This window comes from Chitinophaga eiseniae (genome assembly GCF_012641265.1).
Taxonomy (GTDB): domain Bacteria; phylum Bacteroidota; class Bacteroidia; order Chitinophagales; family Chitinophagaceae; genus Chitinophaga; species Chitinophaga eiseniae_A.
In genome coordinates this window covers 598,478-611,984 of the sequence record NZ_JABAHZ010000003.1, presented here as the reverse complement: position 1 = coordinate 611,984, position 13,507 = coordinate 598,478, and the positions used below count along the sequence as shown (strand labels likewise).

The 13,507-nt window shown below is 46.8% G+C and carries 10 protein-coding genes; 6 read left to right on the top strand and 4 right to left on the bottom strand.

Annotation, left to right across the window (positions count from 1 at the left end):
- Positions 1–12: 12 nt before the first annotated feature.
- The 3 genes from HGH91_RS16310 to HGH91_RS16300 all read left to right on the top strand — a co-directional run bounded on the left by HGH91_RS16310 (position 13) and on the right by HGH91_RS16300 (position 6,573).
- A complete protein-coding gene (locus HGH91_RS16310) occupies positions 13–3,408 on the top strand; it encodes a SusC/RagA family TonB-linked outer membrane protein (protein ID WP_247651759.1) in 3,396 nt (1,131 codons plus the stop codon).
- Between the two features lie 17 nt (positions 3,409–3,425).
- Positions 3,426–5,021, top strand: a complete 1,596-nt coding sequence (locus tag HGH91_RS16305) for a RagB/SusD family nutrient uptake outer membrane protein (protein ID WP_168739865.1) — start codon at positions 3,426–3,428, stop codon at positions 5,019–5,021.
- 115 nt (positions 5,022–5,136) lie between these two features.
- The gene (locus tag HGH91_RS16300) at positions 5,137–6,573 is read left to right on the top strand and encodes a hypothetical protein (protein WP_168739864.1); all 1,437 of its coding nucleotides are present in this window, start codon (positions 5,137–5,139) and stop codon (positions 6,571–6,573) included.
- Between the two features lie 78 nt (positions 6,574–6,651).
- On the opposite strand, the gene HGH91_RS16295 is transcribed toward HGH91_RS16300, so the two are convergent.
- The 4 genes from HGH91_RS16295 to gap form a co-directional block, all read right to left on the bottom strand.
- Entirely contained in the window at positions 6,652–7,197 is a 546-nt protein-coding gene (locus HGH91_RS16295; RefSeq protein WP_168739863.1) for a hypothetical protein, read from the bottom strand.
- Between the two features lie 193 nt (positions 7,198–7,390).
- Positions 7,391–8,347: an alpha/beta hydrolase gene (locus tag HGH91_RS16290; protein ID WP_168739862.1), complete on the bottom strand. Its 957-nt coding sequence runs from the start codon at positions 8,345–8,347 to the stop codon at positions 7,391–7,393.
- Positions 8,348–8,410: 63 nt separating this feature from the next.
- Positions 8,411–9,421, bottom strand: coding sequence for a GlxA family transcriptional regulator (locus tag HGH91_RS16285; protein ID WP_168739861.1), 1,011 nt, complete (start codon positions 9,419–9,421; stop codon positions 8,411–8,413).
- 31 nt (positions 9,422–9,452) lie between these two features.
- Entirely contained in the window at positions 9,453–10,430 is a 978-nt protein-coding gene (gene gap, locus HGH91_RS16280; RefSeq protein ID WP_168739860.1) for a type I glyceraldehyde-3-phosphate dehydrogenase, read from the bottom strand.
- Positions 10,431–10,591: 161 nt separating this feature from the next.
- Between gap and HGH91_RS16275 the strand changes: the two genes are divergently transcribed.
- The 3 genes from HGH91_RS16275 to HGH91_RS16265 all read left to right on the top strand — a co-directional run bounded on the left by HGH91_RS16275 (position 10,592) and on the right by HGH91_RS16265 (position 13,493).
- Positions 10,592–11,716, top strand: a complete 1,125-nt coding sequence (locus HGH91_RS16275; RefSeq protein WP_168739859.1) for a glycoside hydrolase family 130 protein — start codon at positions 10,592–10,594, stop codon at positions 11,714–11,716.
- 29 nt (positions 11,717–11,745) lie between these two features.
- Positions 11,746–12,315 (top strand): RNA polymerase sigma-70 factor, encoded by a 570-nt coding sequence (locus HGH91_RS16270; protein ID WP_145675166.1) that lies wholly within the window; start codon positions 11,746–11,748, stop codon positions 12,313–12,315.
- A 95-nt stretch (positions 12,316–12,410) separates the two neighbouring features.
- Positions 12,411–13,493, top strand: coding sequence for a FecR family protein (locus HGH91_RS16265; RefSeq protein ID WP_168739857.1), 1,083 nt, complete (start codon positions 12,411–12,413; stop codon positions 13,491–13,493).
- The last annotated feature ends 14 nt before the right edge of the window (positions 13,494–13,507 follow it).

The following is a 13,507-nucleotide window of genomic DNA, read 5'->3' as shown; positions in this document are numbered from 1 at the left end:
AACAATCAAATCATGAAAATGAAATTTACCACTGCAGATCAGCACACCCGTGGCGGCGGGCCTGCTGTATCCCGGCTCAAACAATTCCTCCTGGTAGGATGCGCGTTATTGCCCGCTACCATGGGTTTTGCCCGGCAAAATGCATTGAATGAAAAAGTGAAACTGGATATCTCCAGGGCTTCCCTTTCCCAGGTGCTAAGTGCGCTAGGCTCTCAGAGCAGCTTTACTTTCAACTATGTAAAGCAGGACTTCGACAAGATTATGGTCAACGACTTCAAACCTGATAACATCACGTTGAATGAAGCCCTGAACCTGCTCCGGAACAAATCCGGTATCGAATACAGCGTGAGCGATAAAGCCATCCTGTTGAGAAAAGCAGAAAAAGACGGTGGAATAAAAAGTACGCAGGCCATCACCACACGCAAAATTTCTGGTAGAATTACTACAGAGAATAAAGAGCCTATTCCTGGCGTTTCTGTTTGGGTAAAAGGAACTAAAATCAGAACAGTTACTGATGCAGACGGAAGATATGAAGTAACGGTAGATAATGATAAAGCAGTGCTGAACTTCAGCTCTGTAGGATACGAAATGACTGAAGTCGCTATCGGTACTTCCGATGTACTCAATGCTGTCATGAAAATCAGCAGCAGCGGCCTCAATGAAGTAGTGGTAGTAGGTTATGGTACTGCCAAAAAAGGTGACCTCTCCGCCGCCGTATCTGTGATCTCAGATATGAAGAAGCTGAAAGAACGCCCCGTAATGGACGTACCTAATATGTTGCAGGGACAAGTTCCAGGCGTAACGGTAACCAGCAATGGAGGTCATACCAGCAATGCGAATAACATCGTTATCCGCGGGGTGGGATCCAAAAATGGAGAAAACGTATTGTACGTAGTTGACGGTGTACCCGGTGCTCCCTTCAATCCCGCCGATGTAGAATCTGTAACAGTGCTGAAAGATGCAGCTTCCGCGGCTATTTACGGTGCTTTTGCCGGTTCGGCAGGCGTAATCCTCGTTACTACCCGCCAGGCCACTAAAGGAATGCCTTCTGTACAATACACTGGTTTTGTAGGTGCGAAGAATGCTTGGCGTACTTTGCAATCACTCACGGCAGAGGAAGAAGCCAAAGTATCCAACCTGGCACAAACTACCGCCGGCAACCAGCCTTTGGAAGGATGGGACCCTGCTAAAAATCCATATGGCGCGGTAACACGCACCGACTGGATGGGCGAAATTTTCCGCACAGGTATCGTACAAAGACATAACATCAGCGTAAATGCCGGTACCGATAAATTTTCTACCCTCTTCCAGGCCCGCTATGAAAATGAAGAAGGTACCCTGTTAAATACCTACAACAAAAATATTTCCTTAAGATTAAATGCCAACTACCAGTTTAATAAACATGTGAAATTGCGCCAGGATATCTTCTGGAATAACAATGATAACAGAGATGCTGAAACAGCCAGTGGCTACACCGGTGTAATCACTTCCGCGATCTACATGCCCCGCTCTGCTACCCCTTATTATGCAGACGGAACATTTGGAGGTACTGGTCCAAGAGATGGTGCTTATAACGGTATCTACGGCGACGTGGTAAACCCCGTAGCTACCCTGCTCAGAAACAGACCTTATAACAAGAGAAATGATCTGCAGTCAGTTACTGAATTAACTATTTCAGACATCATCCCCGGGTTGACTTATATCAACCGCTTTTCTTATCGCCAGCAAAATGGATTTTGGAAAAGTTTTACGCCAAAAAGAACTGAACCCGGAAAGCCTAATAACCAAAACCAGTTAGATTATTCTACCGACAAAGATTACAACTGGATCTGGGAAAATACCCTGAACTACAATAAGCTGATCAAACGCCACAGCATTGGCGCTATGGTATCCATGACTGCCCAGGAAAGCTCGCACCGTAATTTTAAAGCTTCTGCTATGGGCTTCGAAAATGAAGCCGATTGGGCACAGTTTTTTACCAATGCCAGCATTTTTGACCGCACTTTCCCTTCCGACGATGAGTGGAAAGACAGGAACGTTTCTTATGTAGGTAGATTGTCCTACAGCTGGGCCGACCGCTATTTCGTTACTGGAAGCTACCGCTATGATGTTGCCGGTAGATTAACAGAAGGATACCGCGGTAAAGGATTTCCCGGTTTAACAGCCGCCTGGAAAATCAGCTCTGAGCCTTTCTTTAACGTGAAAGGAGTGGACTTGCTGAAAGTAAGAGCCAGCTGGGGTAGAATAGGTAATATTGGTTCTCTTCCTTACTACTATGGTTACGCCAAACTCAATCCTGACTACACTTACCAGATCGGGAACGGAGCACCACGCGTAAACTCACTGGCAATAGCCAACGCCTTTAATCCCACCCTTTCCTGGGAAACTTCCCAACAGACAGACATCGGTATCGATATCGCCCTGCTGAAACAACGCCTGAACATCACTGTCGATTACTTTGATAAACTGACCTACGACCTGATTAAACAACAAAACCTGGGATGGACCAACACATTTGGTCAGGGAGCTCCTTACATCAACCAGGGTAAAATCAGCAACAAAGGCTTCGAAGTAGCTGTTAACTGGCATGACAATATCGGTGCTGTAGGATACAACATCGGCGGTAATATTGCTACTTTAAAGAACAGGGTAACTTACATAGATGGTAATCCCAACTCTGCTTCCGTAGATAATGACAACTCATACCGCGATGTATTAAGACCTTTCAGCTATACCGTAGGCCAGCCTATCAACGCTTACTGGTTGGTGAAAACTGCCGGTATATTCCAGTCTGATGATGAAGCAAAGGCTTATACCGATAAGACGGGTAAAATGATCCAGCCAAATGCAAAGGCCGGTGACCTGAAGTTCGTAGATCAAAACGGTGATGGCGTTATCAATGATGCTGACCGTGTTTATATGGGTAGTGCTTTCCCTAAACTCACCTACGGATTTACCGCTGGTGTTACCTGGAAAAACTTCGACCTCACTATGTTCTTCCAGGGCGTAAGTGGTGTGAAGCTGTTCAACGCCTTTAAAATGACTACCCTCAGTGGTTCTGAACAAGGATACAACCGTTGGAATAAAATACTGGATGCCTGGTCTCCTGAAAACAAAGGATCTGATATCCCCCGTATCAACGCTAACGATAACAACAAAAACTTCCAGACAAACTCTGACTGGTATCTCGAAAACGGTAACTACCTGAGACTGAAAAACCTGCTGATAGGTTATACGTTTAAGAAAATGAGCTGGAACCAGGGATTACGCGTATACTTCAGTGGCGATAACCTGCTCACCTTCACCAAATACTCCGGTATGGATCCTGAGGTAGGTGGCGTAGGTCTGGATGGTGGACAGTTCCCGGTTTCCCGTGTATTTTCTGTGGGTGCAAATGTTAAATTCTGATCAAAGCAAACAGTATTATGAAAACGAAATTCAATCATATAGTTATACTGGCAGCTATGCTGGTGGGCTCCAGCGCCTGTAACAAATGGGTAGATACCAAACCTAACGGGGCGCCTACCACCGCCTACTTCTGGCAAAGTGATAATGATCTGAAAAAGGCTACCGCAGACATGTATGTGATCATGCGTAACGAGTCTACCTGGGGAAGAAACCTCTTTTGGGTACAAGATGCGAGCGATGACCTGATTGTAGGCCGCTCCAAAGCCGATGCTGCCAACATCAAAAACTTTATCCCCAGCGGTAGAGAAGGTTACCTGACCGGTGGTTGGAATGATCTGTACACCATGATCAATCGTGCCAACCAGGTAATTCAAAATGTACCTGCTTCTAAAAATACCACGGAAGCGGCCCGTAACCAGGCACTTGGTGAAGCCTACTTTATCAGGGGATTTGCACACTTCTGGGTAGCTTATATGTGGGGACACAAAGATCAAGGCGTACCTTTTGATGGCCCGGAAAATGCCCAATTCGGAAAACGTATACCTCCACAGTTACCTTCGGTGAAAGATAACTATGCACAGGTAATCAGCGATATGCAGAAAGCCGCAGATCTGTTGCCTTTGTTCGAAACTTATGGTGCAAATGATCAGGGTAGAGCACACAAGGCAGCTGCCTGGGGATATATGGTAAAGACTTACGCTTATTGGGCACAGTTCGACAACAGCAAATGGGGACTGATTCCGGCGCTTTGCGATAAAATCAAAACAGAAGGGCACCGCGCGCTTATCAACAATAAAGGGACTGGCCTGCAGAATTACAAAGCGGTTTTTACCATTGCTAATAATTGGAGCTCTGAATACATGTGGTCTGTTACTTCTGGTGTACAGGGAGGATCTGAATTCCCCGGTGTAGTACTGGAAAATACAGGATGGAACCTGTTCAATGGTTGGGGATATTTTCAACCAACCGAAGAATTATATGAAGAATATGAAGCCAATGACCCTCGTCGTGAGGCTACTATCTTGAAATTCAATGATAAGTTCACCTATTTCGGACTACCTTTTAGTTACTACTCTACCAACAGCTTATCTGGTTTCCAGATGAATAAGTATATGGAGCCGTATTCTTATGGTCAGGATGGGAATAGCAGTACTAACTCATATATCAATCCGAGTCCGGATTACCCTACCACTATGCTCAACCTCCCGCTGATGAGATACGCAGAAATACTGTTGTTCAAAGCGGAAGCATTGATTCAGCAGGGTAGAAGTGGCGAAGCTGCCAGCCCGCTGAATGAAATCCGCGCCCGTGTAGGATTGGCGCCTATCGCAAATCCTACTATGGACGATCTGAAACATGAGCGCAGGGTAGAACTGGCCTGCGAGTGGACAGACCGCTTTCATGACCTGAAGAGATGGGGAGATTATGCTAAGATCAATGCACCACTGCATGGTCGTATTCACGCTAACAAAAAAGATCCTGCTTCTCCCTATACCATCCAGGAAGTATGGCCAAAGCGTAACTTCGATCCTAACAAACACATGGCATGGCCTATGAACCCGGCTGAAGTAACCAATAGTAATGGCGCTTATAAGCAAACACCAGGCTGGTAATATACAGTGAACGATATGTTTAACAGCGAATGCGGCAGGAACTCCTGCCGCATTCCTTTTTTCAGGGCATGGTATTCCCCGGAATTTTAAGTATTTTATGGGAGAATAAATTCCTATGCAAAAGAAATACATATTCGCGGTAATGATGATCGGTATGATGAGCGTGGGCATTAGCTGTTCTCATTCCGCCAGTAAAAAGATACCTGTATTCGATGATACCACTATAGTCGCCAATAAACCCCTGTTTAAAGACTTCATGGGCCTTAACGGGCACGTTACCTTTAAACCCGGTTTATACGGGCAGGTATGCCGCCTGGTGCGCATGTATCATAACATTGACTGGGATGCCAAAGCCCCGGGCGACGCGCTTAATATCCCCCATACACTTAATCATATCAACTGGAAAGACGATGTATACGGCCCCTGGAAGCAGGATGGGTTTGAAACGGATATCTGTTTGCAGTTTCTCAGCCTCGGTGTAGGTAATCCGCAGTACAAAACACTTTGGGCCGGTAAGGAACAGTGGGGCTATGATTATGCCAGGGCCATGGCCGCCTACTTTGGTCCGTCGGGAAAAGAAAAACTATGTACTTCTTTCGAAATCGATAATGAACCGGGCAATCGATTCGACCGCACCCTTTTTAGTACGCTTTTTAAGAAAATGGCGCAGGGTATCCGGGATGCCGATTCCCAGGCTAAAATAGTAACGCCGGCAGTAGTGGCAGGTAAGGGAGATGATTACTCACAGGGTTTAGATGACCGGTACCAGGATACGTCTGTACTGCCCCTGTATGATGTTATCAATTTGCATACGTATCCCACGATGGAAAAGTCGGCTACCAATGAAAACAGCTGGAACAGGAGTTACCCGGAAGATAAGTCTTTACAATACCTCAAAGTAATCGACGATGCCATTGCCTGGCGCAACCAGCACGCACCGCAGAAAGAAGTTTGGATTACCGAATTTGGTTATGATGCCTGTACGCCGGAAGCCATGAAGCTGCGGAAAGACTGGGCATTGAAATTAAACTGGCAGGGTGCTACCGATTTACAGCAGGCCCAATACCTGGTACGTTCGTTTATGGCGTTTGCCGCCCGCGATGTGCAGCGGGCTTACCTGTATTATTACAACGATGAGGATGAAGCCTCCTTTCATGCGTCTTCCGGGCTTACCCGCCACTTCGTTCCCAAAATGTCGTTTTGGGCGGTGAAACAATTGTACGCAACACTGGGAACCTACCGCTTTCGCCGCATTGTAAAACAGCAGGAAGGCCAGTTATACGTATACGAGTTTGAACGGGGCGATAATCCCAGCGCCCGCATCTGGGTAGCCTGGTCGCCCACCGGCACGCCTACCAATAAAAAAGAGGGGTATCAACCCAAATCAATATCCGTAACACTGGATAACTTACCCGGACTGCCGGTCAGCGTTACCGGGATGGCCACCACCGATGGTGTTGCGCCGGCTGCAAGCTTTACCTCTGCCGGCCCTGCGGCCATCACGCTCACCATAGGTGAGAGCCCGGTATATATAAGTATGCCCGGAAAATAAAGTAAACAAATAAAACACGAAGCCGCATAAATCCAACGATTTATACGGCTTTGTAATTGTTGCCTGCAATGTTAGGTATTAGTCCTTGTCATGTCCACGTCCGTGGCCCCGGCCATTTCCATGATCTTCTCCCTGGTCATTTCCTCTGCCTTTTCTCCATCCGTTATGATTACCATTGTCGCCTTTCCATTTGTAGTGCATCGGGTGGTCTTTGATTTCGTAATATCTTTCGTCGCGGCTATCCCTGATGATGGTTTGCTTTCCATACCATCCTTTGTACCGGCCATATCGTTCGCGATATATATCAGGATGAAGGTAAGGCCGGGGATCATTCACTACCACCTTGTAGCCCCTGTATAAATCGTAGTGGTACCTGCCGGGAAGTGCCCCACCAAACACCCATCTGCCACCGTCTAAATAAATGAATTGTCGTTGTGGTATATTGTAGTAGGCATCTATATCCGGGAAGTAATAGTATTCTGCATCGTCATATCCTACGGGACCCCATATCGGTTGATTGCCAATATTGATGTTGATATTTGCCCGAACCTGGGCGCTGGCTTTATTCGTGTAAAATATTCCGGCAACCATCCACAAACAGGCAATAAATGCTATCTTTTTCATAATACAATGATTTAGATATAGGTACTAAGCCAAATAAAATGCCAGTTTGTTAATTGCCAGGTACAGTACCATAGCGATCCTTCCCGGATCAGGCTGCACGGCGCTTTCAGGGGATTGTTAATTACTGTTATCGGGGTTGTACGCGGAAAAGATGATTTATATATGAATGAATAGTAATGAGATTTAGACACGGTTATTGAAATGACAGCAACCAGCTAACCACTTCGGCTGGATTGGCAATGCTCCAGGAATGAGGATGTTTATTATGATTGGGGAGCCGGTAACCTTTATCGCGCGTGGCAATAAACCGTGCATTGTTGTTGCCCAGTAAATGTAATTCATTGATCATGGCAGCGCCATCTACTGCGTTGAGCGTACTGTAATCGAATGCCCGGTTTTGCATCCACCATTCAATATCAGGCTCGCTGTAAATAGTAACCGGGATGTTGCGCAATAATTTTACCGCTGCTTGTGTGGTGTCTGAAAAGCTATAGGGCGAAACCTCATGAAAGAAGGCAGTACCGGTTTTAGCGGTGGCCTGCATATACTGTTCCAGCCAGCCTGCAATCATTTTTTGTTCGGGATTTACCCGGCCTCCGGGTGCGAGCCGCAGGTTACGTTGCGCGGAATGATACATCCGTTCAAAATCCAGCGGTGCGTCAATCGTGAAAACGGCTTTTGGTTGAACAGGTGTATTGTTTTTTACGAGCGATTCTGCAAACTTCATCACGCAGGCGCCACCGGCTGAGAACCCGCCCAGGTAGAGACTTTTGCCAGATAACTGGTATTGCTGTATGCAATACTCCAGTATCTTTTTAAGCGATTGCTGAGTGGCGTCATCAATGGCCAGGCCTGCATTACCATTTTCCAGCACCGGGATAATTACCAGTATGCCTTTTTGTGCTGCATCAGCAGGAATGCCGGATTGCGCCAGCACATCTTGCGGTTGCTCAAAAGCACCTGGTACGAGGAACAGGTAGCCGGTTGTTTTTACAGCAGCAGGAGGCAGTACCGCAATAAACTTGTTTTTAGTAGTATCGGATTTGGAGAGATAGATGGTCTGGGTGGTTTGCGCCATTCCATTAGCCAGGCAGCCCAGCAAAAAGAGCATCGTTAGTGCGCTATACTTCTTCAAAAAAATACGCATCATATAATCAGGTTTTCCGGTAATTATCTCTCCAACATAAAACATTCGCTAAGAAGCACCAAATGTTTAGGAGGCCATTTCAGTGGCCAGGGTGGTGCGGAACGCGTGCCGGTAAAAGCTGGGAGATATTTGCAGGTGCCTGATAAATACCCGTCGCATGGAAACTAAGTTACCGAGCCCACATTTTTCCGCAATTTGTTCTGCACTCAGATTGGTGTCTTCCAGGTATTGACGGGCCACTTCTACCCGTAATTTTTCTACAAATTTTGCCGGGGTAAGCTGGGTTTCTTTTAGAAAAACCCGGGCAAAGTTACGGGGACTCATGTTTACATGGTCGGCCATATACTCCACCCGGATTTCGCGATCCAGGTTTTTGAGCAGCCATTCGCGGATACTTCTGATCAGTGGACTTTTAAGTTCAAAAGAAGGTAATAGGTTACTGAACTGTGATTGATTGCCGGCACGCCGCAGGTGAAGTACCAGCTGGCGCGATACCTGCAACGCTACTTCCCTGCCAAAATCTTCTTCTACTAATGCCAGGGAAAGATCCATACCGGAGGTAACACCACCAGAGGTATAGATATTTCCGTCCCGCACAAAAAAGGGAGTACTGTCTACCGTTAACGAAGGATACGCCGCTTGCAACCGGGTACAATGTTCCCAATGCGTGGTAGCGCGCTTGTTGTGTAATAACCCGGCTTTTGCCAGCACAAAAGCACCTACGCACACGGAGCCCATTCTTCTGATTCCCGGGTAGTGTGCTGTGAGCCAGGTGAAAAACGAGGCGGGGATTTTATCCAGGGCACTCAGGGAAACACCGGCAATCAACAGGGTATCTATGGGAAAATTGATATCCGTTACACAAATATCGCAGGCGATACGGATACCGGATTTAGTGGCAATATGTTTGTTTTTAGTCACCGATGCCAGTATAATTTCATATCCCTTTTCCTGGTTGGCCATCTCTTTGGATGCCATGGAAAATACATCAGCAGGGCCTGCAATATCCAATAGCAGGATACCTGGTGTGGCAACGATGACCACCGTTTTTTTAGCAGAAGAGCGGGATCTGGACATAAGTAACAAAAATAACAAAAACAATCACGTTTTACAGCAGTGATATCAGCTCTGAAATACGGTTGGAGATACCTGTTTCATTATCATACCAGGCCACCACTTTAACAGTTTTGCCAAGGCTCTTGGTCAGGTTGCCATCAATGATAGAGGAATGTGTATTACCAATAATATCGGCAGATACAAATTGTTCTTCTGTATAGGCCAGGATGCCTTTCAGCGAACTGGCGGCATATTGTTTAAACAGCGTATTCAGCTCATCAACGGATACTTCCCGGCTGAGATTAACGGTGATATCCACAATAGATCCATCTATGACAGGCACGCGGTAAGAGTATCCGTCCATTTTACCTTTCAGGTTGGGTAATACTTCACCGATGGCTTTGGCGGCGCCGGTAGTTGTGGGGATGATGGAATGTGTAGCAGCCCTGGCCCTGCGCAGGTCCCGGTGAGGCGCATCCTGTAATTGCTGGTCGGCCGTAAAGGCGTGTACGGTGCTCATAAAGCCGGAAGTAATACCAAATTCTTTATCGAGGATCAGCAGCACCGGTGCAATGCTCCCGGTAGTGCAGGAGGCGGTGGAGTAAATATTATCGTTGCCGATTAATTCGTTGTTAACACCATGCACGATCGTTTTTACACCTCCGCTCGCGGGTGCAGTGATCAGCACTTTTTGTGCACCTGCGTCAATATGTGCCTGCGCTTTGGCCCTGTCGGTAAAACGCCCGGTAGATTCAATGACTACGTCGATACCTAATTTTTTCCAGGGCAGTTGTGCGGGATCTTTTTCATTGAGCAGGGCAATGGTTTTACCATTCACCGTAATCGTATCGGATCCAGCTTCCACGGTGCCAGGGAAATGCCCATGTGCGCTGTCGTATTTAAACAGGTGAGCCAGGGTGGCAGCATCTGTCAGATCGTTGATCGCCACTACTTCTACGGCGGTTTTGTTCTGTAAGGCGCGTAAGGTCATCCGGCCAATTCTTCCAAATCCATTGATGGCAACTTTCATGTGTTTCTGTTTTTATTTAATACAAAAATAGATAACCAACAGGGTGGCAGCAATGACAAAAAATATACAATTCCTGCCATTTGGATAATTCCTGCCATATCCCTATTGCGTTTAAAGGAAAAAGATTTCATCTTTAAAGCGTACTAAATGCCTCCACCAATATGAAGCCTATTTTTTTTACGCTGGTAGCCAATTGTTTATTAACCTTTAATGCCGTGTTTGCGCAAACAACAACGGCTCCTGTTAAGACCCAGTGGGCGTTCCCGCCGTTTGTGAGAGCAGATGCAGTCAATCCTGTTATTTCTCCCGATACCAGTACCCGCTTCCTGGACCCCATGAGTAACCAGCTGGTGAGCTGGGAGGGGAATTATACTTTTAATCCCGCTGCGGCAGTACTGAATAATAGAGTGGTGGTATTATACCGGGCAGAAGATTTAACCGGCGACCGTATCGGTACCAGGACGTCCAGGATAGGTTATGCCGAAAGTGCTGATGGTATTCATTTCCGGCGAGAGCAAAAACCGGTATTATACCCGGGCAATGATGCGCAAAGACCTTATGAGTGGCCGGGAGGATGTGAAGATCCGCGGGTGGCCGTAACGGAAGAGGGCACCTATGTGATGTTGTATACGCAATGGAACCGGCAGGTACCGCGTCTCGGCGCTGCCACTTCCCGGGATCTGAGAAAGTGGCAAAAAACCGGGCCTGTTTTCGCTAAAGCCTATGTGGGAAAATTTTTAAACATTCCGAGTAAGTCTGCTTCTATTTTAACAGCGTTGAAAAACGGACGGCAGGTCATCAAAAAAATAAACGGGTTATACTGGATGTATTGGGGCGAACACCATGTATATGCGGCTACCTCTGTTAATCTCACAGACTGGACGCCGCTCGTGGATGAAAAAGGGAACCTGCGCGAGCTGGCATCTCCCCGGAAAGGTTATTTCGATAGCGACCTGACGGAATGCGGGCCACCGGCCGTTTATACCGATAAAGGCATAGTACTGTTGTACAATGGAAAGAATGCTACCGGCGATAAAGGCGATCACCGTTATGCTGCCGGCGCTTATTGCGCGGGACAATTTTTATTTGATAAGCATGATCCGGCTAAAATGATCACGCGGTTGGATACTCCCTTTTTGTATCCACAACAGCCGTATGAAAAAAGTGGTCAGTACAAAGACGGCACCGTGTTTATAGAAGGCATGGTATACTTTAAGCATCAATGGTTTTTATATTACGGTTGTGCTGATTCGAGAGTGTCCGTGGCAGTGTATGATCCCAAATAGTTTTTTTTCCTTTACTTTGAGCCATTAATATGGCCCACGGTAATGAAATAAAAGAATGGCAACGTCGTATAAGTTTATACGATGATGAGTTGGCCTACAAGGAGTTATTTCTTCATTGTTATCCGCCGCTGCTGAAGTTTGCCGTGTCTTTTGTGAAAGTAGCCGAAGTAGCTGAAGAAGTAGTATCCGATGTATTCATTAGCTTATGGGAGCGCCGGCGCCAGCTGGAAGAAGTGAATAACCTGCAGGTATACCTGTATGTAAGCGTGAAGAATACTGCTTTGAAGTATCTCTTCAAACAAAAGAAGCAGGTATCCATTACCATCGATGACTTATCTGTAGAGCTGGCCAGTCCGCATCAGAACCCCGAACAGCAGCTGCTTACCACGGAGATGATGGAACGTATTACTGCTGCCATTGAAGGATTACCGCCCCGGTGTAAGGTTATTTTTAAGCTGATCCGGGAAGATGGATTGAAATATAAAGAGATAGCAGAGATTTTAAATATTTCTGTGAAAACAATAGATAACCAGCTGGCTGTAGCGTTAGCCAAAATAGCCAGGGCATTGAATGTACAGCTAAAGAAACCCGTTCGTTAACACCGGTTTTACCCGCGCCGGAAATTTTTTTTATTTCCCTTTAGTAGATTTTTGTAAAAACAGGTACCTGTATAGGAAGTAGCTATCAAAACGTTATGAATCACAAGCGTATCTGGGAATTGATGGGGCGTAAACTGGCCGGGGAAGCATCTGCAGAGGAGCTGCAGGAGCTCGGCAGCTTGTTGCGGGCCCATCCCGATTTGCATTTTCCGGTGGAAGCCATTATGGATATCTGGAAAACAGACCCTGGGGCCGATGACCAGGCTGCGGGAGAAGATGCGCACAGGCGGCTGATTAGCCGCATGCAGGAAAAAGGTATTGACATAGGATTATCCTTCGAAGAACAACAAACAGCTATTTTCCAGCTGGAGGCACAGGAAAGAAAGTCATGGTGGCGATATGCAGCAGCGGCCGTAGTGGCCGGCGGACTGATAGCAGCTGCCTGGTGGTGGCGGCCGGTGGGCAAACCAGCCTCGCCTTTGGCACTCAATGAAGTGGTGACAAAGAATGGTTCGCGCACGGCAGTACATTTGCCCGATGGCTCCCAGGTATGGCTGAATGCCGGCAGTAAACTCACTTATAATAAAGATTTTGGTAATGGTAACCGGGATATCACGCTGACCGGGGAGGCTTTTTTCGAAGTGGCAAAAAATGCAGAGCATCCCTTTGTTATCCACACTACCCGGATGGATGTGAAGGTATTGGGTACCCGTTTTAATGTACGTGCTTACCCGGGCGAAAAAGTGACGGAAGCGGCACTGATACAGGGAAGCATAGAAGCGTCGCTGCATAACCGGCCCGGAGAGCGGATTATTCTCCGGCCCGCAGAGAAAATTGTGGTTACTGATGAGAAAATCCAACAGGAAAACACCAAAGGCAATGAGCCGGTGATGGAGGTCCGCCACCTCACTTACTACGAGGAAAATAAAGCTGCCATTGTAGAAACCTCCTGGATGGAAAATAAGCTCGTTTTCCGGGACGAGTCCTTCGTTTCACTGGCTGCCCGCATGGAGCGCTGGTATGGCGTTACCATCCGCTTTAGCGACCCGCAACTCGAACAACTAAGATTTACCGGCGTATTTGCCCAGGAAACGATACAACAGGCCTTAAAAGCCTTACAAATGACCGCTGTATTTAACTATAGCATCCACGGTACTGATATCATTATAAACCAGTAATATTTCCGTTATGA

Bases quoted from the DNA above. Each gene is read 5' to 3' on its own strand.
- HGH91_RS16275 (WP_168739859.1), top strand. From the start codon at position 10,592: ATGAAGCCTATTTTTTTTACGCTGGTAGCCAATTGTTTATTAACCTTT.
- HGH91_RS16270 (WP_145675166.1), top strand. From the start codon at position 11,746: ATGGCCCACGGTAATGAAATAAAAGAATGGCAACGTCGTATAAGTTTA.
- HGH91_RS16290 (WP_168739862.1), bottom strand. From the start codon at position 8,347: ATGATGCGTATTTTTTTGAAGAAGTATAGCGCACTAACGATGCTCTTT.
- HGH91_RS16295 (WP_168739863.1), bottom strand. From the start codon at position 7,197: ATGAAAAAGATAGCATTTATTGCCTGTTTGTGGATGGTTGCCGGAATA.
- HGH91_RS16265 (WP_168739857.1), top strand. From the start codon at position 12,411: ATGAATCACAAGCGTATCTGGGAATTGATGGGGCGTAAACTGGCCGGG.
- HGH91_RS16285 (WP_168739861.1), bottom strand. From the start codon at position 9,421: ATGTCCAGATCCCGCTCTTCTGCTAAAAAAACGGTGGTCATCGTTGCC.
- HGH91_RS16300 (WP_168739864.1), top strand. From the start codon at position 5,137: ATGCAAAAGAAATACATATTCGCGGTAATGATGATCGGTATGATGAGC.
- gap (WP_168739860.1), bottom strand. From the start codon at position 10,430: ATGAAAGTTGCCATCAATGGATTTGGAAGAATTGGCCGGATGACCTTA.
- HGH91_RS16310 (WP_247651759.1), top strand. From the start codon at position 13: ATGAAAATGAAATTTACCACTGCAGATCAGCACACCCGTGGCGGCGGG.
- HGH91_RS16305 (WP_168739865.1), top strand. From the start codon at position 3,426: ATGAAAACGAAATTCAATCATATAGTTATACTGGCAGCTATGCTGGTG.